The following is a 22,284-nucleotide window of genomic DNA, read 5'->3' on the forward strand; positions in this document are numbered from 1 at the left end:
AACCTGCAAAAAAGTCAGTAAAGGACGGACTGCACGCCAACCTGTAGAAAAAACGGCCGCTAGAATACACCATCGGCTCCCCACTTTTCCGGAGGATCATCGCTGGCACCGCCCTCAGGGCAACATTTTGTGGCGCAGACCAGAGAGATTTGATAGTTTCCTCGCCTTGGTCGCGAAGGCGGCCAGAGGATACAGCCTGCGTCCGTAAGGCTTTGTGCCTGCTAGGCTTGAATTTGGTTGTAGAGCCCCTATAAAACAGGGCCCGTTTTACGAGAGAGGCAATGACTATGCCCAATACTGCTGCGAAATCCGATTCTCTGCACGGCTTCGAGCCCTATCAGGAACAGAAGGGCGAGGAGTACATGAATGAGAAGCAGCAGGAGCATTTCCGCAATCTGCTGCTGGCCTGGAAAGGCGAGCTCATGGCAGAAGTGGATCGCACCGTTTCTCACATGAAAGATGAAGCTGCGAATTTCCCCGATCCGGCCGACCGCGCCAGCCAGGAAGAAGAATTCAGCCTGGAGCTGCGCACCCGCGATCGCGAGCGCAAGCTGATCAAGAAGATCGACTCTACCCTGGAGCTGATCGATCAAGACGATTACGGTTTCTGTGAAGCCTGCGGCGTGGAAATCGGCATTCGTCGCCTGGAAGCACGCCCCACTGCCACCCTTTGCGTTGACTGCAAAACCCTGGCAGAGATCAAGGAAAAGCAGATTTCCGGCTGATCCGCTGTACGGATTCAGACCCAACCGGGCGGCACTCGTGATCAGGCCGCCCGGCATCTGCCTTCAGTGACCAATTCCCCTCCTGTTTTGACTAGCCCAACCGCGCCATCGCCAGCTTCAGACAAGCAGCCCTCTGGCAGTGGACTTACCAGTGCCTACACCGGCCGATTCGCCCCCTCGCCCACTGGCCCGTTACATTTCGGCTCCCTGGTATGTGCCCTCGGCAGCTATCTGGATGCGATTGCCCACGGCGGCCACTGGCTGGTGCGCATGGAAGACCTCGATCCCCCCAGGGAAATGCCCGGCGCCGCAGAGCGCATCCTGAAATCCATCCGCGCCCACGGCATGCACAGCCACGGCCCCATCGCCTGGCAGAGCCACCGCCACTCTTTGTACCAGCAGGCACTGAAGCAATTGCGCGACCAGGACCTGGTTTACCCCTGCTCGTGCACCCGCGAACAGGTGCGTAAAGCCGGCGGGCACCAGAGAGACAACTGTGTGGGTGAACAGGGTGACTACGCCCTGCGCTTTCACTGCGCTGGCGCTACCGAGCATTTTTCGGATATCTGGCAAGGCGAACAGATCCAGGCCATTCACGAGGACCCGATCCTCAAACGCAAGGACGGCCTCTACGCCTACCAGCTGGCGGTGGTGGTAGACGATATCGCCCAGGGGATAAATTGCGTGGTACGCGGTGCCGACCTGCTGGATTGCACGGGAATCCAACGCCAGTTATTTCGCGCGCTCGGCGCCGAGCCGCCACAGTTCGGCCATTTACCTCTGGTCATGAATACCGGTGGTCAAAAGCTGAGCAAACAGAATCACGCCGCGGCACTGGATGATCACTTAGCGCCCGGCAATCTCGTCACAGCGCTGGGCTTTCTCGGAATGCAGGCGCCACCGGATCTCGCAGCGGAGTCCCCCGCGCAGATCCTGTCCTGGGCCTGCGCGCACTGGCAGCGGAAAGCCGTGGATCGCCGGAATCGCCTGCTCGACCAGTAGTGCGGACTGATGCAGAGCAAGCATCGCTGGCAACACCGCCCGACACATTGTTTAAGCCTGCAAAAGGCAGCCAGTGGTTGAACTTCCCCCCGACCGCGCATTAACATTTTGCGCCAGTTTTCCACGAGTCCGATCTGCCTCACCGCAGGACGCCGCAACAGGCCTTTAATGAGCAACCGTACCCTGTTAATCCTGCTGGTACTGGTGGGCTATGTATTCAGCCCCACCGTATTCACCTGGATGATCAATCCCACCGGCGCCTGGTATCGCCCGTTTATTCTCTGGTTCGTCCTGATCCTGCTGGCGATTTTTATTCAGCGGAGGCGCAAACCCGATGACCTTTGAGATCGTCAACATTGCGCTGATCGGCGTCGCCTATATTTTTGCCCTGTTTTTTGTCGCCTTCGCCACCTCCAAAGGCTGGCTGTCGACCAACTGGGTGCGGCATCCCTTCTTTTATGTTCTGTCCCTGGGGGTCTCCCTCAGCGCCTGGACTTATTACGGCATCATCGACCTCGCCTGGCAGCACGGTTACGGCGTGCTGGCCTATTACCTGGGCACCGGCGCCATGTTCCTGTTTGCACCGGTGGCCCTGGAACCGCTGGCGCGACTGGCCCAGCGCTATCAGCTCACCTCACCGGCAGACCTGCTGGTGTTCCGCTACCACAGCCGCGAAGCGGGCACCCTCGCCACCCTGTTTATGCTGCTGGGGCTGCTGCCCCTGATCGCGCTGCAGATCCAGGCCGTGGCGGAAACCCTGGCACTGCTGTCCCGCGACAATGTGGCAGCGCTGACGCTGCCGGACAGCGGCGTCACCAGCAAAGACCTGATCGCCTTCTTGTACTGTGTATTACTGGCGCTGTTCACCAGCACTTACGGCGCGTCACGCAAGCGCCGCGCCGGTCTCGCCAGTGCCATGGCGCTGGAATCCCTGGTGAAACTGGTGGCGCTGCTGGCTGTCGGCCTTTACGCCGTTTACGGTGTCTTCGGTGGTCTGGGCGGGCTCGACAAGTGGCTGGCGCAGAACAGCGACATGCAGCAACTGCTCTATTCACCGATCAAACAGGGATCCTCCCACACCTTGCTGCTGGTGTTTATTGCCACCGCCGTGGCCATGCCGCATATCTTTTACCTGAGTATTGCCGAGCGCCCCGCCACCCAGGGGCTGCGCACGGCCAGTTGGGGCTTTCCGCTGTTTCTGTTGCTGATGGCGCTGCCGATCTTCCCGATTATGTGGGCGGGCTTTGCCCTGGATGTGGCAGAGCCAGTGCAGTACTTCACCCTGGCCGTACCCCGCGCCAGTGGTTCCGCGCTGCTAACCATCGTGGCGTTTATCGGCGGTCTTTCTGCCGCCACCGGCGCCCTGATCATGATCACCCTGGCGCTGTCGACCATGGTCATGAACCACTGGTTGCTGCCCGGAACCCGCTGGCAATCCGACGACAATATGTACCGCCAGTTGCTGTGGCTGCGCCGGGCGCTGGTCGCCGCCCTGTTCCTGGCTGGGTTTGCCTTTTACCTGCTGCTGAACAATCGCCTGTCGCTTTCCGATCTCGCGATCATCGCGTTTATCGCTTCGCTGCAGTTTCTGCCTGGTATCTTCGCTGTCATCCACTGGCCCCAGGGCAATCGCCGCGGCTTTATCGGCGGCCTGCTCGCCGGCATGCTGATCTGGGCGGCGGGACTGCTGTTTCCGGCGATGGTCGGCAACAGCGGCATTGCCCTCCCCGGTGGCAATTACCAGATTCCTCTGGGCATGGAAATCTGGCCGCAGATCACCACCCTGTCTCTATCGATGAATGTGTTGCTGTTTGTCGGGCTGTCGATTTTCACCCGCGCCTCCAGCCTCGAGCGCTACGCTGCGGATCTCTGCAGCGACGACTCCATCAGCCAGGCCCTGCGCCTGGAACTGGACGTGCAATCGGCGGCGGACTTCCGCATGCGACTGTCGGAAAGCCTCGGCGCCGCCACGGCCAGCCAGGAAGTGAGCCGCGCCCTGCGCCAACTCAACCTGCCTGAAAACGAGCGGCGCCCCTACGCCCTGCGGCAATTGCGCGACAAACTGGAAGCCAACCTCTCGGGCCTGCTGGGCCGGGTGCTGGCGGGCCAGATCGTCGACCGGCACCTGCCATTTGTCACCAGCGACCAGCCGGCGAACAAAGACATCAACCTCATCGAAACCCGTTTGAGCCGCTACAAAAACCAGCTCACCGGCCTCGCTGCAGAGCTGAACAACCTGCGTCTGTACCACCGGCAGATGCTGGAAGAACTGCCCATGGCTGCCTGCTCCCTGGGGCGGGATGGCGAGATATTGCTGTGGAATTACGCCATGACCGACCTCACCGGGGTCGGCGCCAGCGAAGTGATCGGCTCAAAACTGGAATACCTGCCAGAGCCCTGGCGCGGCCTGCTGACCGAATTTGCGCAATCCGCTGACGGCAGCCGCTTCAAACAACAGGTGGAGATGGACGGCAACAGCCACTGGCTGAACCTGCACAAGACCCGCCTCAAACAACGCACTGGCAAATATGGCCGCGAAGCCGGTAAAGACAGCGTTCGCGACCGCGGCAAGGACAACCGCGGCGACGGCCAGATGCTGCTGGTGGAAGACATTACCGAGACCCAGGTACTGGAACAGGAATTGATGCACAGTGAGCGCCTGGCTTCCGTTGGCCGGCTGGCCGCCGGTGTGGCGCACGAAGTAGGCAACCCGGTAACCGGTATCGCCTGTCTGGCACAGAACTTACAGTTTGAATCCGACAATCCGGAAGTGCTGGAGACGGCAGACCAGATCCTCAGCCAAACCCAGCGCATCAGCCGTATCGTCCACTCACTGGTCAGTTTTTCGCACAGCGGCAGCCAGGAAAGCGAAAAAGCACCGGTGGATCTCCACGCCTGTGTGGAAGAAGCCGTGCAGCTGCTGTCATTGCAGCGGGACAAAACCCAGGTCACCTTTGCCAACCGGGTGCCGGAAGACCTCTATGCGCTGGGTGACAACCAGCGCCTGATCCAGGTCTTCATCAACCTGCTCAGCAACGCCCGCGACGCCAGTCCGGATGGTGGTCACATTGATGTGGAGGGCTATGTCCGCGCCGGCCTCGCCTGTGTGTCGGTCACCGATAATGGGCCGGGTATTTCTCCGGCCCATCGCGAGCGTATCCTGGAACCCTTCTTTACCACCAAGGAGCCCGGGGAAGGAACCGGCCTCGGCCTCGCCATGGTGTACAGCATTGTGGAAGAGCACGGCGGCCAGCTGGAGCTGGTGAGCCCGGCCAACCTCGATACCGGCCGCGGAGCACGGTTTATCGTGCAACTGCCCCTCGAAGGGCAAAATTAAAGTACGATCGCCTAATGATTTGTTACCACTGCATAGCAGTTTTTCGAATAAAAATTAATCAAATCGGTGAGATTGGGTTGCATAGAAACGCCCAAAAGGTAAAACTTAGGCCCCTCTGAACATTTTGTAACCAGGCGTAACACATGAGCCACATCCTGATCGTAGAAGATGAAGCCATTATCCGCACCGCTCTGCGCAAACTGCTGGAGAGGCACCGCTACAAGATCAGTGAGGCCGGTTCCGTTCGCGAGGCAACCACCAAGTACCGCCTCGCGGATATGGATCTGATCATTTCCGACCTGCGCCTGCCCGGCGCGCCCGGTACCGACCTGCTGAAACTGGCAGGGGATGTGCCGGTTCTGATCATGACCAGTTACGCCAGCCTGCGTTCTGCGGTGGACTCCATGCGTATGGGCGCCGCGGACTATATCGCCAAGCCCTTCGATCACGACGAAATGCTCGCCACCGTGCGCCGGGTCATCGGCAAGGCCGAGCAGAATCGCACCGCCAGTGCCGCCGCGGCCGACAGCAAGACCAGTGGCCGCGCCATTTCCGGCATGATCGGCGACAGCCCGGTGATGCGCGACCTCTACAGCCGCATCCACAAAGTGGCTCCCACCGACGCCACCGTGCTGGTTCACGGTGAAACCGGTACCGGTAAAGAGCTGGTAGCGCGCGCCATTCACGAGGAGAGCAAGCGCAACGGCAAGCCCCTGATCTCGGTCAACTGTGCCGCCATTCCGGAAACCCTGATCGAAGCCGAACTGTTTGGTCACGAAAAGGGCGCTTTTACCGGCGCCCAGACTGCCCGCGAGGGCTTGGTTGCCGCCGCTGACGGCGGCACCCTGTTCCTGGACGAAATTGGCGAACTGCCGCTGGAAGCCCAGGCCCGCCTGCTGCGGGTACTGCAGGAAGGCGAAGTGCGCCCCATCGGTGCCATCGAATCCCGCAAGGTCAATGTGCGTCTGGTAGCCGCGACCCACCGCAACCTCCGCCAGCTGGCGGCGGAACGCAAATTCCGTGAAGACCTTTACTATCGGATCAACGTGGTCCAGATGACCCTGCCGCCCCTGCGGGAGCGGGGCAAAGACGTACTCTCGATTGCGGAAAACCTGCTGGAAAAATTCTGCGCCAAGATCAACCGCGCCACCCTCAAACTGTCACCGGAAGCGGTGCAGGCTGTTACCACCTACACCTGGCCGGGTAACGTGCGTGAACTGGAGAACGCCATTCAGCGTGCGGTTATCCTCACCGAAGACAGCAGCGAGATCGATCACCGCACCCTGGATATCGACCTGGACCTGGTACCCATCGAGGAAGCCGACCCGGAACGCCGCCCGCGCAGCAGCCTGCACGCGGACCCGCGGGAGGACCTGTCACTGGAAGACTACTTCGCCCGTTTCGTAATTGAGCATCAGGAAACCATGAGTGAAACGGAACTGGCCAAGAAGTTGGGGGTAAGCCGCAAATGCCTGTGGGAGCGCCGCCAAAAGCTCGGTATTCCGCGTAAAAAGGCCCGGCGCGCCATGGAGGCCTGAGCCTCGCTCGCCGCACCACCTTCTTCGCCTCTCGCGTTAAACACAAAAAAGCCCGGTCAGCACACTGCCCGGGCTTTTTTACATCTGGCGCCTGGCGTCCCACCCGATCCCCACCGGTCCCCACTCCCCAAAGAGCACCTCTGGCAGCAATCAGCTGCGGCCACTGCCAGCCCTGTCACTATCCCATCGGCAGCAAAAAACGCTCGCCCAGGCAACCACAAGAATCAAAAAATCATTGAAAATCAATAACTTGGCAATAAGTCATGCGAGAAGAGCCGCAGGGAGTGTGCGAGGTAACACCGGCTCAAATTGGTAACAACTGAAAGTGTTACCCCCTCTCCCAGTTGAGTAACAGTTACCGCGCTATGCGTAACGGAAAACTGTGTTTCTGTGACAGGAAAAAGTTCCAGAAAAAGTTAAGTTATTGATTTTAAAGGACTTTTAAAAGTTGGCACGCTATCTGCTTTGTATAGATCAAACAACAATAACAGCCAAGAATAAAAATAAATGACTGTTTAAGCCCTAATAACAACTGACAATAAGCGGGCGAAGCACAATAAAAATAATAGCGGGAAGATCGACAATAAAAGCCAAAGTGATCGAAACCGGAGCAAAAAACGAGCAATAAAAACAATAAGGCTCAGAACAACAATAAAAATAAACAAAAAGTAATAAAAAATAAAATAACAATAAATAATAAGAATAAAGAGTAATAACAAAAACAATAACTTGTAGAAGACAACAAAAATAACGACAAGCACGTGACAAACTGACTGATTGTGCCTGGGAGAGGGTTTGCTGAAAAGCAAATTGATAGCGCAAGGAAGCCGCTGCCTTCATACCGAATAAGAATAATTCCTTTCTTTTTCTTTTCTCGTATCAGAATCATGCACACTTTTGCTGGCCCCCGCAGGGAGCGGGACCGGCAGCTGTGCATTCCGCTGTGTGTGTTAGAATCCGCCCCCACAATAGTCCGAAACACCGTCGTACCGGGGCTGCTTGCCCGGAGTCAGTGTCAGGAATCACAGCACTGCCGCCCAGCGATCGCCGGGCTGCGGATAACACAGTAAGCTCTATGTTCAATTCCCTGATCAGCAGCATCAAACGCTGGCACAGCAAGCCCAAAACCACACCAACGCAAGGTGAGCCGGAAAATAATGAGCCCGGCCATGGCAAAGGCAAAAAGCCACCGCGCCAGTCCGCACAGAATCGAAAGCCCTCCGCGGCCAGTGGCGCTCGCGTCATAGTCCCCCGCAGCGACCACAGTCTGTCCCGGCGCGATGTCAGCCGCGCAGCGCTCACGGTGATGAAGCGGCTGCAAGAAGCCGGCTTTGAGGCCTATATCGTTGGCGGCGGTGTGCGCGACTTGCTCCTTGGCGGGCACCCGAAAGACTTCGACGTCGCCACTGACGCCACCCCCGAAGAAGCCAAACAGCTGTTCCGCGGCGCCCGTATTGTCGGCCGCCGCTTCCGTATCCTGCACGCCCGTATCGGTCGCGAGGTCATCGAAGTCACCACCTTCCGCGGTCACCACAGCGACGGCGAGGCCCACGAAGCGCAGCAGTCCGAACACGGCATGCTGCTGCGGGACAATGTGTACGGGGACCTGGAGAGTGACGCGGTGCGGCGGGACTTCACCGTCAATGCGCTCTACTACACCACCAACGGTTTCGAGATTCACGATTACACCGGTGGTATCCGCGATATCGAGCAGCGCCTGATCCGTATGATTGGCGACCCGGAAACCCGCTATAAGGAAGACCCGGTACGTATGCTGCGCGCGGTGCGCTTCGCCGCCAAGCTGGACTTCGAGATTGAACCGGCCACCGCCGCCCCCCTCAAAGAGCTGGCGCCACTGTTGCGCAATATTGCGCCGGCGCGCCTGTTCGATGAAGTGCTCAAACTTCTGATGAGCGGCCATGGCGAGCGCACCTTTGAACTGCTGCGTGAGCACCAGTTGTGGCCTCACCTGTTCCCGGACAACGCCCGCCAGCTGGACGACCCATCGGCCCTGGCACTGACCCGCCTGGCACTGCAAAACACCGACAAGCGCATCCGCGCAGATCAGCGTGTTACGCCCGCCTTCCTGTATGCGGCACTGCTGTGGCCGGCGGTCAATTCGGAGCAGAAATTCCTGACCGAAAAAGGACTGCCACCAGTGCCCGCACTGGCGCAGGCCGCACAGAAAATTACCAGCGGGCAACTGGTGCACACGGCCATACCCAAGCGCTTCTCCATGCCCATGCGCGAAATCTGGGATATGCAATCCCGCCTGCCCCGCCGCGGCGGTGAGCGCGCCTTGCGCCTGATGGAGCACCCCCGTTTCCGCGCGGCCTACGACTTCCTGTTATTGCGGGAAGACAGCGGTGAGATTCCCGCGGGTCTCGGCCAGTGGTGGACAGACTTCCAGCAAGTCGACGAGGACCAACGCCTGGAGATGATTCGCGACCTGCCGCGCAATGCCCCCGGTGCGAAAAAGGGCCGCGGCCGCCGCAACCGTGGTGGACGTCGCCGCAGCGGTTCCCAAGGTGGTCAAGGCCCTTCAAATTGAGCGGATATCACAAGTGACACGCTGTTATATTGGCCTCGGCAGCAACCTGGCCGACCCTGCCGGGCAACTGCGCAGCGCACTGGACCGCATGGCGGAGATTCCGGACACTGCACTGTGCGGTTGCTCCAGTTTCTACGCCAGCGCCCCTATCGGCCCCGGCGAACAGCCGGACTACGTCAATGCGGTAGCCTGCCTGGAAACGGCGCTCGATGCGGAAAGCCTGCTGGATGCCCTGCAGGCAATAGAAAACCAGCACGGCCGCGAGCGGACCCTGCGCTGGGGCGCACGCACGCTCGATCTGGATATCCTGCTGTTCGGGAATGATCAGATCGCAAGCCAGCGGCTCAGCGTGCCCCACCCGCGTATGGCAGAAAGAAATTTTGTACTGGAACCACTGGCAGAGCTGGCCCCGGCGCTGATCATGCCCGACGGCACACCACTGCCGCAGTTGCTGGCACAATGCCCGGCCAACCGCTTACATCGACTGTAATCAGGGAAAAGAAGGAGTACTCCCGGTGACAAGATTTACCGCTTCCGACTCAGCCCCATCCAATGCCGCTTCGTCCACTGCGGCAACCTCTGACAGATCCCCCACCGAAGATTACAGCGCAGACAACCTGGCCCATGAGCTCAACCTCGAAGGCCGGACCCTGCCGCGTTTTATTGCGGTGGAAGGCAACATTGGGGTCGGCAAGACTACCCTCGCGAAAAAGCTCGCAGCCACCTTCAATTACGATACCCTGCTCGAGCTGCCGGAAGACAACCCCTTCCTTGAACGCTTTTATCGCGCCCCCAAAAGCGCGGCCCTGCCCACCCAGCTGCATTTTTTACTCCAGCGTTCACAGCAGATTCAGGCCCTGCGCCAGGACGATATGTTCAAGCCGGTGCGGGTTGCCGACTTCCTGATTGAAAAAGATTACCTGTTCGCGGAAGTCACCCTGGATAGCGATGAACTGAAACTGTACCAACAGGTATACCAGCACCTGACCCTGCAGGCGCCGAAACCGGACCTGGTGATCTACCTGCAGGCACCGCTCAATGTGTTGCAGGAGCGCATCCACAAACGTGGTATTGCCTCTGAGCGCAGCATCAGCAATGAGTACCTGGCCACATTAAACGAGGCCTACACCAACTTTTTCCACTACTACGACCAGGCGCCCCTGCTGATCGTCAACTGTGCGGAAATTGATATCGTCGACCATCAGCAGGACTACCAGCAGCTGGTGGAGTACCTGTTGAATGTGACCAGCGGCCGCCACTATTACAATCCTGGAAAGTAAAGCCAAGGAAAGTAAAAAGCGGGGAAGTAAGCAGTTATTAACTGCGATGCTTCAACGTAAAAACACCATTCCGCACACCTATCCCGGCCGCCTTCGAAAGAACGAAAGGCCGGGCCGATTTATCGGGATTTAGCCCGCAAAGCGAGTGATCACTATGCCCTACGCCCCCAGTGAGCTTACCAGACCGATTACGGTACAGACCCTGCGCAAAATGAAGGCCGACGGAGAAAAGTTTATCTGCGTCGCCCTCTACGACGCCCCCATGGCCGCCATGGCACAAAAAACCGGGGTTGAGAGTGTATTGATCGGCGACTCACTCGGCATGACGGTACTGGGCTACGACAGCACCATTCCCGTCACCATGGAACAGATGATTTATCACGTGGAAGCGGTGGCTCGCGGCAACAAGAAATCCCTGATCATGGGCGACCTGCCCTTTATGACCTACGCCACCCCGGAGCAGGCACTCACCAACGCCACCCGCATCATGCAGGCCGGCGCGCACATGGTGAAAATCGAGGGCGGCGCCTGGCTGGCACCCACGGTGAAAATGCTCACCGAGCGCGGCATTCCGGTCTGTGCGCACCTGGGGCTGACCCCGCAATCGGTACACAAGCTCGGCGGCTTCCGGGTACAGGGCCGCGACGACGACCGCGCGGGGGAGATCCTCGACGACGCGGTACAGCTGGATGAAGCCGGTGCAGACCTGCTGGTGCTGGAGTGCGTACCCTCCGAGCTGGCCAAACGCATTACCAACACCGTTTCCATGCCCACCATCGGCATCGGAGCCGGCCCTCATACGGATGCTCAGGTGCTGGTCATCAACGACATTCTCGGGCTCACGGAAAAGCCACCGAAGTTCTCCAAGAATTTCCTCGAAGAAACCGGAAACATTCCCGGCGCCCTGCGCAAGTACGCCGAAGATGTAAAAAACGGCACCTTCCCCGACAGCGATCACAGCTTTAGTTGAGTCAACCGAGCAGTTACAGGTCAATAAAATGGACTTCAACACCATTCTCCGCAACGCCCGCCAGAACCCCGCGGCAGAAATTCCAGCCGGCTGGACCCAGGGGCGCGCCACCTTTGGCGGCCTGGTGGCGGCGATGCTGTACCAGCAGATAGATAGCCAGCTGCAGAACGCACTGAAGAGCGCCCAAGAGGGCGCAGCAGAGGGATCGCCCGAGGACACAGCCCTGCGCTCGATGACGATCTCGTTTGTGGCCCCGGCGGCAACCGGTGAACTGGAATCACGCGCCCAGGTGCTGCGCGCCGGCCGTTCGGCGGTTCAGCTGGAAGCCCACGCACACCAGGGGGAGCAGGTGGTCACCGCAGCCCTGGCCAGTTTTGGCAAGCCGCGGACCTCGACCATTTCCGTAGTACCCGATAAGGCCCCCGAGTTCCGCGAACCGCAAGCCTGCGAAGCCCTGCCCTACATCGAAGGGCTGGTGCCGGAATTCACCCAGCACTTCGATTACCGCATCGCCGCCGGCGCCATGCCCTACAGCGGCAGTAGCGAGCCCTGCCTGGGCGGTTGGATCCGTTTCAAAGAGTCTGCCGGACCGGCAACCACCGGACACCTGCTGGCACTGATCGACGCCTGGCCACCGGCGGTACTGTCGATGCTGAAAGATTTTGCCCCGGCGAGCTCCCTGACCTGGACGCTGGAGCTGATGCCAGCCGCTTTCCAGGCGCAAACCGACAGCGGCGACTGGTGGCAGTACCTGGCGGAAGTGGAACAGGCAGAGGACGGTTACGCGGCGATTCAGGCGCGACTGTGGAATGCGGAAGGCAAGCTGATCGCCCTGTCCCGGCAGACAGCGGCGGTATTCGGTTAATGCCCCCAGGCTTTCCGGTATTTGCGGGAAACCAGGGGCAAAGTCCGGTTTAGAGCCACTTCTTCCAGCGGAAAACCACCAGCTGGATTGCGACCGTCACCGTCAGCAACACGCTGAAAATCAGGAAGGCACGGGGATTCTCGGATCCGGGAATTCCCCCCACATTGACCCCCAGCAGGCCGGTGAGAAACCCCAGGGGCAGGAAAATGGCGGCGATGATCGACAGCACATACATACGGCTGTTGAGCTGCTCGGAAATCCGGCTCATCAACTCTTCCTGGGTTACCGCCGCGCGCTCTCGCACCGCATCGATATCCTCAATGTGCCGCAACAGGCGGTCGCTGACTTCGCGCAACTGCAGCCGGTTGCCTTCACTCACCCAGTCCATTTTCTCGGCCATCAGGCGAGCCAGCGCCTCACGTTGTGGGGAGAGGTAGCGACGCAGGGTAATGGTCTGCTTGCGCAGCAACGCCAGGTCCAGGCGCAGCGCGCCGCTGGCCCCCGCCACCACCCGGTCTTCCAGCTCGTCGATGGTTTCCTCAAAGGACTCCACCGTATCGCTCATACGCCACACCAGCAGATCCGCCAGCTCAACCACCAGGTCGGCACAATTGCGCGGCCCGCGCCCGCTGTCGAGTTGATGACAGAGATCGGTGATGGACAACAACTGGCGCTTGCGGGTACTGATCACCCGGTCTGCTTCCGCCCACACACGGATGGACACCATATCTTCCGGCTGCGACTCCGGATTGAGATTGACGCCGCGCAGCGCGATCAGCAGGCCGTCGCCAATGCTGGTGGTTCTGGGGCGGGTCTCCTCCGTCAGCAGCGCATCGGAGACCAGGGGATCGAGTTTGGCCGGGCCGGTGATCCAGGCGCGAGCTTCCGGAGCCGTATAGTCGAAATGCAGCCACAGGCGCCCCTGGGAGGGCTGCCAGTCCTTTACCTCGGCCCAGCTGAGGCGGCGACCTTTGCCGCTGCCATCGAGCAGATACGCGTGAATCAATCCGGATTCCATTGGGCGGCTCCCGGCAGGTTAGCGGCTGAGGGTCAAGCGGGCACTGGCGCTTTCACCCGGCTGTAACTGCCAGCTGTCAGCAAAGGCGTTACCGTGCTCCACACATACGAAACCGCGATAGTCCGCGCCGATATCCGCCAGAGTGGCAGCCAGCTCGGCACCGGGGTTCCAGGTGATCACCGTGTGGCAGTTTTCGCTGTCCGCGGTGATGGGATTGGGTGTGCGGATGGTCTGGCGGGCGGGCGCCTGCTCGAATACCCGATCCACTTCCGTGGGAAAGGTCTGCAGCCCCTCTAGACAATCGCGGGCAAAGCCCCGGGTTTTATCCAGGTATTCCACACCGTCGAGCCCCTCGACTTCCACCTCGGCCACATTGTCCACCGCAAAGTAACTGTGCAGGGCCCAGCTGTACTCCGCAGCCTCCGCGGCGGTGTTGCTGAGGCTCAGGTCGAAACCGAGGGATTTACCCAGGGAAACTTTGAGAACACATTCAAAGCTGGCAGCAAACAACGCGTCGCCAGGGTGTACAAAGCGAAAGTCCAGCACGAGGGTACCGTCGGCCAGCTCATCAGTACCTGCCAGCTCCCACAATTGGTTGCGTACCAGCCCGTGCTTGGGTTTGCTCGGGTCGCGGCGGTTTTCGCCGAACCACGGCAGGCACAGCGGGACGCCACCGCGCACGGCGGTACCCGGTTCAAACTGGGCACTCGGGCTCAGCCACAGCAAGGGCGCACGGCCTTCGGCGGTAAACTCCAGCACCTGGGCACCCTGCAGGGAGATCACCGCGCGACACAACCCGGTTTCAATCAAGAGCAAATCCAGACCGGGCTTGCCATACAAGGTGCCGCTGTCGGTGCGCGAGAGGTAGTCGAGTGCTGCCACAGATGAAACTCCGTTTCTTTATTGGAAAAAGTGGGATGGTGCCACCAACGCTACCGGCGCCAGCGGCGGGAAAGTGGTTACTCTGCCTGCTCTATCTGCAGCCAGTCAAACCCTTCCTGCTGACAGGCAAAGATACAGTTGGCGGCTTTGGCCGCGGCGTCCGCAAGCGCGGCCTGGGCAAGTTCCAGGCTGTTATTTTTTTCACTGATATGTGCCACCACCAAATGCTGCAGGCGCTCGCTGCCCACACGCTGCAGAAACCCGGCCGCCTGCTGATTACTGAGGTGACCGTAGGCGCCGCCTACCCGACGCTTGAGCGATGGAGGGTACGGCCCCTGGGCCAGCATTTGCGGGTCGTGGTTGGCCTCCAGCACCAGCGCATCGCAGTCGCCAAAATGGGATTCCACATGGGGAGTGATGGTCCCCAGGTCCGTGAGCAAACCCAGGCTGCTGCCGCGACTGCGAAACACAAACTGGGCCGCTTCGCGGGCATCGTGGGGCACCGCAACCGGTGTTACCTGGATATCCCCCACCGAGAACGGCTGGTGGCCCTCAATCAGCACTACCTGTGGCAGGCTGCCGATATCCCGGGCCCGCAGGGTACCCGGCGTCAGATAGACCGGCAGGCGGTACTTGCGCGCCAGGGGGCCGACGCCGCCCATATGGTCGCTGTGCTCGTGGGTAACAAGGATTGCAGAGAGTTCGGACGGGGTAAGACCGAGCCGCGCCATGCGCCGCTCGGTCTCCTTGATGGTGAAACCGCAGTCCACCAGCAGGCAGTGGTCACCAGAGGCGACCAGAGTGCCATTGCCCTTACTGCCACTGCCCAGGGAGGCAAATCTGATCGCCATCAACAGATCCTAAAAAGCCTTTCGTCAGATCAGGTTCTGGCGGATCGCCATCAGCAGTTCCGAGGTTTTGGCGCGGGACAGCGGCTGACCGCGAGTATTGCGGATACGCACTTCGATGGAGTTATCCACACCGCGCAGTACCACCAGATACCCCGGGATATTGCTGTCCGGTGCACCACCCAGCCCCTGTAAGTTGGCAAACAGGGCCGGCTCGGCGGTAGCACTGGTGTCGATATTTGCCAGTACCTGCTGCAGGCTGAAAGCATCGGCCGACTTCGCCAGCTTGTCTTCGCCCTTGCCGGAACGCCAGCTGGAGAACCAACCGTCGTCTTCTTCCGACAACTCGCGATCGCTGTCGTAAGTCACGTAGAGAATCCCAAGGTCAGCATCCTCTTTGTGCAGCCGGTAAGCCCCGGTATTCAGGGCGTGGGCCACAGTGGCCCAGGCGCGGTTCATGGCCAGGTCCAGCGCGATAAACGGCTCTTTGCCCGCCGGCTCCATCACCTGCACCTTGACCTTGCCGCCACCGATGGCCTGAGCCACCAGGGACGCCGCAGCTCCGGTAGACTCCGCGGCCAGGGCACCGGACATTTCATCGATCATCCATCCCTCGCGCTCGGGATTGCTGGACTGCGCCGGCCAATTGACCGAACCGCCCACAGGGGCGTCGAGCGGCACTGCGAGGTGACGCACATGGATCTCGGTGGTATCCGGCTGCACCCCGGACTCAACCTGCAGGCGGTATTTGTCTTTGCTTTCCGGGTTTTCCCCGAACGTCAGCCAGGTGGTTTCCATGGTGCCGGCACCAGCGTCGGACATGGCCAGCTGCAGACCGGCGGTGCGCAGGAAGTAATGCAGTTGCGGCCAGACTTCATCCGGCGGCTGGTTCACCAGCACCCAGCGACGGTTGCCAAGCTTCTGGATCTTAACCCTGTCCAGGCCAACATTGACGGACAGCGCCTGCGGGCGCGGCACCACAAATTCACCGCGCTCCACATCGTTGTTATTGATATGGGGGATTTCGTACAGTTCTTCCTGGTTTTTGCTGCTGATACCTTCCGGCATCTGCAGCGGTGGCAGTGTATCGGCCAGCTGGTAGTCGTCACCGCGGTCGCGGAAATAACCGTCCTTGCCAAAGATGCCACAGCCACCCAGGGTGGTAACCGCAGCGCACAGCAGGGCTCCGGCGGTAAATTTTGTCATTATTCGTACCTTGTCGAATCAGTCCTGATCGCAAAAATTCCAGTGCGGCAACGGTGTTGACACCCGATGTGCTCCGTAGAGCCGTCCTACCGCCTGCGAGTGTTACCCGTCAGAGTACGCCGGCTTTGCGCAGCGCATCACGCACAACACCGTGGTGTTCTGCGGACAATGTGGTGAGAGGCAGGCGAATACCACCCTCAATACGCCCCATTTCCTTCAGTGCCCATTTCACGGGTATCGGGTTGGACTCCACAAACAGCGTTTTGTGCAATATATCGATACGCTGATTGATGGCGCGGGCAGTTTCGCCGTCGCCAACCAGCGCGGCTTCACACATTTGCGCCACTGCCGCGGGGGCCACATTGGCAGTCACGCTGATATTACCGTGGCCACCCAGCAGCATCAGTTCCACCGCGGTGGCGTCATCACCGGAATAAACCGCGAAGTCTTCCGGCACCATCTCGATGATCTGGCGCGCGCGCTCCAGGTCCCCTGTGGCTTCCTTGATCCCGACGATATTGCTCACGGATGTCAGGCGCTGCACGGTTTCCGGCAGCATATCCACGGCGGTGCGCCCGGGCACATTGTAGAGGATCTGGGGAATGTCGACGGCCTTGGCTACTGCTTTGTAGTGCTGGTAGAGGCCTTCCTGGGTGGGCTTGTTGTAGTAGGGTGTGACCAGCAGGCAGGCATCGGCGCCACATTTGGCGGCGGTGGCGGTCAGTTCGATGGCCTCGGTGGTAGAGTTGGCGCCGGTACCGGCAATCACCGGGATACGCCCGGCCACCTGATCCACCACCCGGCGGATGACCTCCAAGTGCTCGTGCACGTCCAGGGTGGCGGATTCACCGGTAGTGCCTACCGCCACCAGAGCGCGCGTGCCCTGCTCGATATGCCACTCTACCAGCTCGTGCAGCTTGTCCCAGTCGAGGCTACCATCTGCGTACATGGGTGTGGCCAGTGCCACCATACTGCCGGAAATCATTGCAACTCCTTCTCCAACCGGCCCAAGGCCGGCCTGTACCGCCAAAAATTGAATGCGGTATGTTACTGAGCGTGCCAGTTCGATGCCAGCGCAAAAAGCGTATCCGCCCGGCGATCAGGGTCCTGACCCACAAATGGTTATTTTTTGCGCTTTTTGCGCCGTTTTTTCTGCTTGGGATAAAAGCTTTCCTCACCCTCCGGGCGAGTCTTGAAGCGGCGGTGTACCCACATGTACTGGGACGGATTCTCACGCATGCGCGCTTCCACAAACTGATTGACCAGCACCGCGTCTTTCAGTTCGTCCCCCGACGGGATTTCCTCAATCGGCGGGAATACCTTCACCTGGTAAATCCCCTTCTCCTCCAGGCGAGTTACCGTATAGGGCACCACCTGTGCCCGCCCCACCCGGGCAAAGCGGGAAGTCCCGGTCACTGTTGCGGCGGGAATGCCAAACAGCGGCGCAAATACACCCTGCTTGATGCCGTAATCCTGATCGGGCGCATACCACACGGCGCGCCCCTTCTGCAGCGCCCGCAACATGCCGCGCACATCTTTGCGCTGCAATACATTGGAGCTTTCCCCGTGGCGCTCGCGGCCCTTGCGCTGCATATAGTCGTACACGGGGTTTTTATGCGGGCGATACATCCCATCCACCGGATGGCTCATGCTCATAAAGGCGGCGCCAATTTCCAGGGTGGTGAAGTGCATCGCCATCATGACCACGCCCTGCCCCCGGCTCTGGGGTTGCTGCAGGTATTCCAGCCCCTCGATGGTGAAGCGCTTGCGCAGCCAGCGACTGGAGCGAAACCAGGCCATGCCGGTTTCCATCAGTGCGATACCGTTGGAGGCAAAATTGCGACGCAGCAACTGCTCACGCTTAATACCGGAGAGCTCCGGGAAGCAGAGCGCCAGGTTGCGCTCGGCGATAATGCGGCGGCTAGTGGCAAAACGCAGCATCAACCGGCCCAGGGCGCGCCCGAGGGACATCTGCCAGCGATAAGGCAGCTGTGCGACGAGAAACCAGAGTCCGAATAAGAACCAGGTGAGCCAGTAGCGCGGGTGCAACAGGGCGGCGCGAAAATGCGGTTTTTCCATAAAGTGGCGTACAGCAGCTGTCGGGAATTGAATGCCGGGCCACTCTCATGCCCCAGTCTTCAAGTCCAACCTACGAGTCAAACTCTTAAGTCCAGCTTGCCATTCAAGGGGGAGCGCCCGGAAGAAAACGGCGCATTATAGCCATGGGGCGCCCCAGGGGATACTCACGCTGCAGCGGTACGCAGGCGACGGACTTCGCAGTTAGCGCACCGGCCCGGGCATGACTTTTCAGTCGCAGCCAGGATTCGGCTGGCCAGACTGCTCAGTGGCGCAACAGCGCATCCAGCTCGTCGACCACTTCGCACCAGTCCGAATCTTCGGTGATCGCATCATGCAGAAACTTGCGCTGGCTCTCGCTCCAGAATTCAGCCCTTGCCAGCTGCTCCTCCCCCGCCAGGTGATGGCGGCTGAGAAAGTCCTCCACAGCATTGTCGTCAGAGCCCAGGCCCAGCTGGGCAAACAGATCGTTGAGGGTGTGGTGACCGGTTTCCATCAGAAATTCTCCTCGCATGCTAAGGATGCCGGCGCTGCATGCGCTGTCTGGACCTTGCAACAACCGGCGCGAAACACTTCCTAGGAGTATAGGTTCGCCGGCGCAATATTTCCGCGCCAGGCGACGAGCCCCAGGAGACGAGTCCCAGGAAACCAGTAGCTGACCAAAAACAACCGGAGAGGAACCACGTCAGGGAGCCGGGTTGGGATTCTGCCGGTGAATCGCCTCGATGGCCGCCAGCTGCTCGGCACTCAACACCAGCGCACTGCTGGCAATATTCGACACCAGCTGCTCCATGGTTGTAGCGCCGATGATATTGGCGGTAACGAAGGGTTGCTGGGTGACAAAAGCCAACGCCACCTGTGCCGGGTCCAGCCCCCACTCCCGTGCCAGGTCCACATACTGCTCTGTGGCGGAAACGGCGCGCTCACCGGTATAACGCTGAAAGCGCTCAAACAGGGTCAAGCGCGCGCCCGCCGGTTTTGCGCCATTGAGGTATTTGCCACTCAGAGTGCCAAACGCCAGCGGTGAATAGGCCAGGAGACCGCACTGCTCACGAATCGCCATTTCCGCGCAGCCCACTTCAAAGGTTCGGTTCAGCAGGCTGTAGGGGTTCTGGATGCTGGCGATACGCGGTTTATTACCGTGGGCAGCGAGCCGCAGATAACGGTGCATGCCCCAAGGCGTTTCGTTGGAAAGACCGATGTGACGCACCTTGCCCTGCGCAACCAGCTCTTCCAGCGCCCCCAGGGTTTCGCTGATGTCGATACCATCGTCATCGCCGTGCACATAACCCAGCTGGCCAAAGAAATTGGCCTGGCGCTCTGGCCAGTGCACCTGGTACAGGTCGATATAGTCGGTTTTAAGGCGGGCCAGCGAGCTGTCACAGGCAGCGATAATCTGCGCCCGACTGAGGCGGGGACCACCGCGAATATGGCCGACTCCAGAGTTGGCACTGCTGCGACCGGTCACCTTGGTGGCGAGAATCAACTGATTGCGATTGCCGCGCGCGGCCATCCAGTTACCGATGTACTCCTCGGTACGCCCGGCGGTTTCCGGTTTGGGAGGTACCGGATACATTTCCGCGCAGTCGATAAAATTCACGCCGTTAGCGGTGGCGTAATCCAACTGTTCAAAGGCTTCCGCTTCCGAGTTCTGCTCCCCGTAGGTCATGGTACCCAGGCAAATTTTACTGACCTGAATATCCGTTTTACCCAGCTGGCGATATTCCATTGCGACTCCCGTTTACTGCACGTACAACCTACTCACCGCGAAGGAAAGCAAGGCCGAAAAAATTTGAGAAAAGATGCCGCATTATGCCGACAGAAGTGCGGAGGGTACAAACGGACAGCGCGGAACTACCAAAGAGACGACATCAGTTGGCGTAATGGGCGGGGCTCAAAACCACGATACCGACCACCGAGGCAAGGGCAAAAAGTGCCGTCCCCAGAATCCAGTACGATGGTTTCTTCGAGCAGATCAGCAATACCAGTAGCACGGCCAGTGCGAGGTCTTCCACATTGTTCGGGTTATAAATTCCCAAATCGAACAGGAAAATATTGATCAGGTAGGCGCAGAAAAAATAGATCGCCAGGCAAGCAATAGCCCATTTTCCGTTGAATCGAAAACGTTCAAATGCGCTTTCGGCGGAATCGTGCGACTGCACCCCCAGGCTCTCCTGTACGGCGCGCCCCGGCACAATCAATCGACAGGCAACGCACAAAATCAGGGTCAATCCGATCAGCAGACCAAACTCCAGCGCCGTCCAGTCTTTCTGCAGTTTGTGCAGTTCAAACGCTCCCCACAGCAATTGAAACTGCCACGCGATGATCAGTAGCACCCATACGGGGACCAACCAATGCAAAGAAATTAACTGCCGCTCGCGAAAGGCGCGCACCAGATCGCCGAGCATCAGGGTGATGGCCAGGGCGACAAGTAGCAGGACGAAGTTGATTACATACGTAAAAATATTCATCGGCACGGAGGTTAACGGAAGGCGATTTCGCCAGTATAGCTGCTGTACTTACACTGCCTGGATTTCGCCAGATCACTGACAAGTAATACTCGTTCGCACAGGTTCGCATTTGTTGCAGGCATAAAAAAACGCCATCGGGAAGGATGGCGTTTTTTGTTTCGCGCGGGGAAATGAACTTACTTGAAGTCCGCTTCCACCAGCGGGCTGGTGTCGGCCTCGTAATCGACGCCTTTTACACCAAAGCCAAACAGTTTGAGGAAGTCGTCGGCATAACCTTTGTAGTCGGTCAGTTCGAACAGGTTTGCTTCCGTCACTTCCGGCCACAGCTTTTCGATCTTGGCCTGGGTTTCCGCACGCAGTTCCTTGTCGTCCATACGGAAACGATTGGTGTCGTCCAAGCGCGGGCTGTCGGTGTACAAGCCTTCGGTGTAGAGGCGGTACAGCTGCTCGATACAACCTTCGTGGGTACCCTCTTCCTTCATCACTTTGTAGACGAGGGAGATGTACAGCGGCATCACCGGGATGGCGGAGCTGGACTGGGTAACCAGGGCTTTCAGTACCGCGACGTTGGCGCTGGCGCTACCGCTATCGCTGATGGCCTTGGCGGCGCGGTCCAGGTCTTCTTTGGCCTTGCCGATAGTGGCGTGGCCGTAGATCGGCCAGGTGAGCTTTTCACCGATGTAGGTGTAGGCGACGGTTTTGCAGTCGTCCGCCAGTACGCCGGCATCGCCCAGCGCTTTCATCCACAGTTCCCAGTCTTCGCCGCCCATGACCTTGACGGTAGCAGCGATTTCTTCTTCGTTCGCCGGGTCAACACTGATGTCGGAGATTTCCAGTTTGTCGGTGTTGAGGTTTTTGGCGGTGTAGGACTTGCCGATGGGCTTCAAAACGGAGCTGTACAGTTCGCCGGTTTCCGGGTCGGTACGACGCGGAGAGGCGAGGCTGTAGATAACCAGGTCGATCTTGCCGAGATCCTGTTTGATCAGGTCGATGGCCTGGGCTTTGATTTCGTTGGAGAAGGCGTCGCCGTTGATGCTTTTGGCGTAGAGGCCGGCTTTGTGGGCTTCTTCTTCAAACGCAGCGGAGTTGTAGTAACCGGCGGAGGCAGTGCGCTTGTCGGTCGGCGGTTTCTCGAAGAATACGCCGAGAGTGTTGGCGCCACAGCCGAAGGCAGCGGTGATGCGGGAGGCGAGGCCGTAGCCGGTGGAGGCGCCGACGACGAGCACGTTTTTGGGGCCGTCTTCAATGGCGGGCTGGGATTTGATGTATTCGATCTGTTCGCGCACGTTGGCGGCGCAGCCCTGCGGGTGGGCGTTGGTGCAGATGAATCCGCGAACTTTCGGCTGGATGATCATGCCGGGCTCTCTCCGTTGGGTGATTCTTCAATCCAGATGGCCGACTGACCGGCCACCAAAGCGGCACATTCTAATGGCGTTTGGGGACAACTCCCATAGAGACATATCACGATACGGGATTTTAGCGGCCAGAATATCCTTCCTTGCGGCCAGATTAGCC

The 22,284-nt window shown here is 59.4% G+C and carries 20 protein-coding genes; 10 read left to right on the forward strand and 10 right to left on the reverse strand.

Annotated features, from left to right (window positions below; all coding sequences use genetic code 11):
- The first annotated feature begins 287 nt into the window (after positions 1-287).
- From dksA to M0G74_RS01765, 10 genes are all read left to right on the forward strand, one after another.
- Complete coding sequence (dksA, locus tag M0G74_RS01720) at positions 288-725, forward strand: RNA polymerase-binding protein DksA (RefSeq protein ID WP_160154873.1); 438 nt, start codon at positions 288-290, stop codon at positions 723-725.
- An 87-nt stretch (positions 726-812) separates the two neighbouring features.
- Positions 813-1,727, forward strand: coding sequence for a tRNA glutamyl-Q(34) synthetase GluQRS (gene gluQRS / locus M0G74_RS01725; RefSeq protein ID WP_248213661.1), 915 nt, complete (start codon positions 813-815; stop codon positions 1,725-1,727).
- Between the two features lie 168 nt (positions 1,728-1,895).
- Complete coding sequence (locus M0G74_RS01730) at positions 1,896-2,072, forward strand: hypothetical protein (RefSeq protein WP_197023780.1); 177 nt, start codon at positions 1,896-1,898, stop codon at positions 2,070-2,072.
- Positions 2,062-5,064 (forward strand): ATP-binding protein, encoded by a 3,003-nt coding sequence (locus M0G74_RS01735; protein ID WP_248213663.1) that lies wholly within the window; start codon positions 2,062-2,064, stop codon positions 5,062-5,064. The genes M0G74_RS01730 and M0G74_RS01735 overlap by 11 nt, the downstream gene beginning before the upstream one ends.
- Before the next feature lie 143 nt (positions 5,065-5,207).
- The gene (locus M0G74_RS01740) at positions 5,208-6,602 is read left to right on the forward strand and encodes a sigma-54 dependent transcriptional regulator (protein ID WP_160152743.1); all 1,395 of its coding nucleotides are present in this window, start codon (positions 5,208-5,210) and stop codon (positions 6,600-6,602) included.
- A 1,075-nt stretch (positions 6,603-7,677) separates the two neighbouring features.
- Positions 7,678-9,153 carry a polynucleotide adenylyltransferase PcnB gene (gene pcnB, locus M0G74_RS01745; protein WP_248213665.1) on the forward strand — a complete coding sequence of 492 codons (1,476 nt, stop codon included), beginning with the start codon at positions 7,678-7,680 and terminating at the stop codon, positions 9,151-9,153.
- Between the two features lie 13 nt (positions 9,154-9,166).
- The gene (folK, locus tag M0G74_RS01750) at positions 9,167-9,643 is read left to right on the forward strand and encodes a 2-amino-4-hydroxy-6-hydroxymethyldihydropteridine diphosphokinase (RefSeq protein ID WP_248213667.1); all 477 of its coding nucleotides are present in this window, start codon (positions 9,167-9,169) and stop codon (positions 9,641-9,643) included.
- A 127-nt stretch (positions 9,644-9,770) separates the two neighbouring features.
- Positions 9,771-10,433, forward strand: coding sequence for a deoxynucleoside kinase (locus M0G74_RS01755; RefSeq protein ID WP_248215283.1), 663 nt, complete (start codon positions 9,771-9,773; stop codon positions 10,431-10,433).
- Positions 10,434-10,587: 154 nt separating this feature from the next.
- Positions 10,588-11,403 carry a 3-methyl-2-oxobutanoate hydroxymethyltransferase gene (gene panB, locus M0G74_RS01760; RefSeq protein WP_160152740.1) on the forward strand — a complete coding sequence of 272 codons (816 nt, stop codon included), beginning with the start codon at positions 10,588-10,590 and terminating at the stop codon, positions 11,401-11,403.
- Positions 11,404-11,431: 28 nt separating this feature from the next.
- Positions 11,432-12,268, forward strand: a complete 837-nt coding sequence (locus M0G74_RS01765; protein WP_248213669.1) for a thioesterase family protein — start codon at positions 11,432-11,434, stop codon at positions 12,266-12,268.
- A gap of 49 nt (positions 12,269-12,317) precedes the next feature.
- Here the strand turns inward: M0G74_RS01765 and zntB are convergent, their stop codons facing one another.
- The 10 genes from zntB to fabV form a co-directional block, all read right to left on the reverse strand.
- Positions 12,318-13,286 carry a zinc transporter ZntB gene (gene zntB, locus M0G74_RS01770; protein ID WP_248213671.1) on the reverse strand — a complete coding sequence of 323 codons (969 nt, stop codon included), beginning with the start codon at positions 13,284-13,286 and terminating at the stop codon, positions 12,318-12,320.
- A gap of 18 nt (positions 13,287-13,304) precedes the next feature.
- A complete protein-coding gene (locus M0G74_RS01775) occupies positions 13,305-14,168 on the reverse strand; it encodes a D-hexose-6-phosphate mutarotase (protein WP_248213672.1) in 864 nt (287 codons plus the stop codon).
- Positions 14,169-14,245: 77 nt separating this feature from the next.
- Positions 14,246-15,019, reverse strand: a complete 774-nt coding sequence (locus M0G74_RS01780) for an MBL fold metallo-hydrolase (protein ID WP_160152736.1) — start codon at positions 15,017-15,019, stop codon at positions 14,246-14,248.
- Between the two features lie 24 nt (positions 15,020-15,043).
- Positions 15,044-16,222: an outer membrane protein assembly factor BamC gene (gene bamC, locus M0G74_RS01785; protein WP_248213674.1), complete on the reverse strand. Its 1,179-nt coding sequence runs from the start codon at positions 16,220-16,222 to the stop codon at positions 15,044-15,046.
- 109 nt (positions 16,223-16,331) lie between these two features.
- Positions 16,332-17,207 carry a 4-hydroxy-tetrahydrodipicolinate synthase gene (dapA, locus tag M0G74_RS01790; protein WP_160152734.1) on the reverse strand — a complete coding sequence of 292 codons (876 nt, stop codon included), beginning with the start codon at positions 17,205-17,207 and terminating at the stop codon, positions 16,332-16,334.
- A 137-nt stretch (positions 17,208-17,344) separates the two neighbouring features.
- Positions 17,345-18,301 (reverse strand): LpxL/LpxP family Kdo(2)-lipid IV(A) lauroyl/palmitoleoyl acyltransferase, encoded by a 957-nt coding sequence (gene lpxL, locus M0G74_RS01795; protein WP_248213676.1) that lies wholly within the window; start codon positions 18,299-18,301, stop codon positions 17,345-17,347.
- A 262-nt stretch (positions 18,302-18,563) separates the two neighbouring features.
- Positions 18,564-18,812, reverse strand: a complete 249-nt coding sequence (locus tag M0G74_RS01800; RefSeq protein ID WP_248213678.1) for a DUF2789 domain-containing protein — start codon at positions 18,810-18,812, stop codon at positions 18,564-18,566.
- A gap of 171 nt (positions 18,813-18,983) precedes the next feature.
- Positions 18,984-20,027, reverse strand: coding sequence for an NADP(H)-dependent aldo-keto reductase (locus M0G74_RS01805; RefSeq protein WP_248213679.1), 1,044 nt, complete (start codon positions 20,025-20,027; stop codon positions 18,984-18,986).
- A 142-nt stretch (positions 20,028-20,169) separates the two neighbouring features.
- Positions 20,170-20,769, reverse strand: a complete 600-nt coding sequence (locus M0G74_RS01810; RefSeq protein WP_248213681.1) for a hypothetical protein — start codon at positions 20,767-20,769, stop codon at positions 20,170-20,172.
- A gap of 176 nt (positions 20,770-20,945) precedes the next feature.
- Positions 20,946-22,124, reverse strand: a complete 1,179-nt coding sequence (gene fabV / locus M0G74_RS01815) for an enoyl-ACP reductase FabV (RefSeq protein ID WP_248213683.1) — start codon at positions 22,122-22,124, stop codon at positions 20,946-20,948.
- Positions 22,125-22,284 lie beyond the last annotated feature (160 nt).

Origin of the sequence: Microbulbifer sp. CAU 1566 (assembly GCF_023156515.1) — a bacterium.
In the GTDB taxonomy this organism is placed as follows: Bacteria; Pseudomonadota; Gammaproteobacteria; order Pseudomonadales; family Cellvibrionaceae; genus Microbulbifer.

Bases quoted from the DNA above. Each gene is read 5' to 3' on its own strand.
- dksA (WP_160154873.1), top strand. From the start codon at position 288: ATGCCCAATACTGCTGCGAAATCCGATTCTCTGCACGGCTTCGAGCCC.
- M0G74_RS01730 (WP_197023780.1), top strand. From the start codon at position 1,896: ATGAGCAACCGTACCCTGTTAATCCTGCTGGTACTGGTGGGCTATGTA.
- M0G74_RS01735 (WP_248213663.1), top strand. From the start codon at position 2,062: ATGACCTTTGAGATCGTCAACATTGCGCTGATCGGCGTCGCCTATATT.
- M0G74_RS01740 (WP_160152743.1), top strand. From the start codon at position 5,208: ATGAGCCACATCCTGATCGTAGAAGATGAAGCCATTATCCGCACCGCT.
- pcnB (WP_248213665.1), top strand. From the start codon at position 7,678: ATGTTCAATTCCCTGATCAGCAGCATCAAACGCTGGCACAGCAAGCCC.
- panB (WP_160152740.1), top strand. From the start codon at position 10,588: ATGCCCTACGCCCCCAGTGAGCTTACCAGACCGATTACGGTACAGACC.
- M0G74_RS01765 (WP_248213669.1), top strand. From the start codon at position 11,432: ATGGACTTCAACACCATTCTCCGCAACGCCCGCCAGAACCCCGCGGCA.
- zntB (WP_248213671.1), bottom strand. From the start codon at position 13,286: ATGGAATCCGGATTGATTCACGCGTATCTGCTCGATGGCAGCGGCAAA.
- M0G74_RS01780 (WP_160152736.1), bottom strand. From the start codon at position 15,019: ATGGCGATCAGATTTGCCTCCCTGGGCAGTGGCAGTAAGGGCAATGGC.
- bamC (WP_248213674.1), bottom strand. From the start codon at position 16,222: ATGACAAAATTTACCGCCGGAGCCCTGCTGTGCGCTGCGGTTACCACC.
- dapA (WP_160152734.1), bottom strand. From the start codon at position 17,207: ATGATTTCCGGCAGTATGGTGGCACTGGCCACACCCATGTACGCAGAT.
- lpxL (WP_248213676.1), bottom strand. From the start codon at position 18,301: ATGGAAAAACCGCATTTTCGCGCCGCCCTGTTGCACCCGCGCTACTGG.
- M0G74_RS01800 (WP_248213678.1), bottom strand. From the start codon at position 18,812: ATGCGAGGAGAATTTCTGATGGAAACCGGTCACCACACCCTCAACGAT.
- M0G74_RS01805 (WP_248213679.1), bottom strand. From the start codon at position 20,027: ATGGAATATCGCCAGCTGGGTAAAACGGATATTCAGGTCAGTAAAATT.
- M0G74_RS01810 (WP_248213681.1), bottom strand. From the start codon at position 20,769: ATGAATATTTTTACGTATGTAATCAACTTCGTCCTGCTACTTGTCGCC.
- fabV (WP_248213683.1), bottom strand. From the start codon at position 22,124: ATGATCATCCAGCCGAAAGTTCGCGGATTCATCTGCACCAACGCCCAC.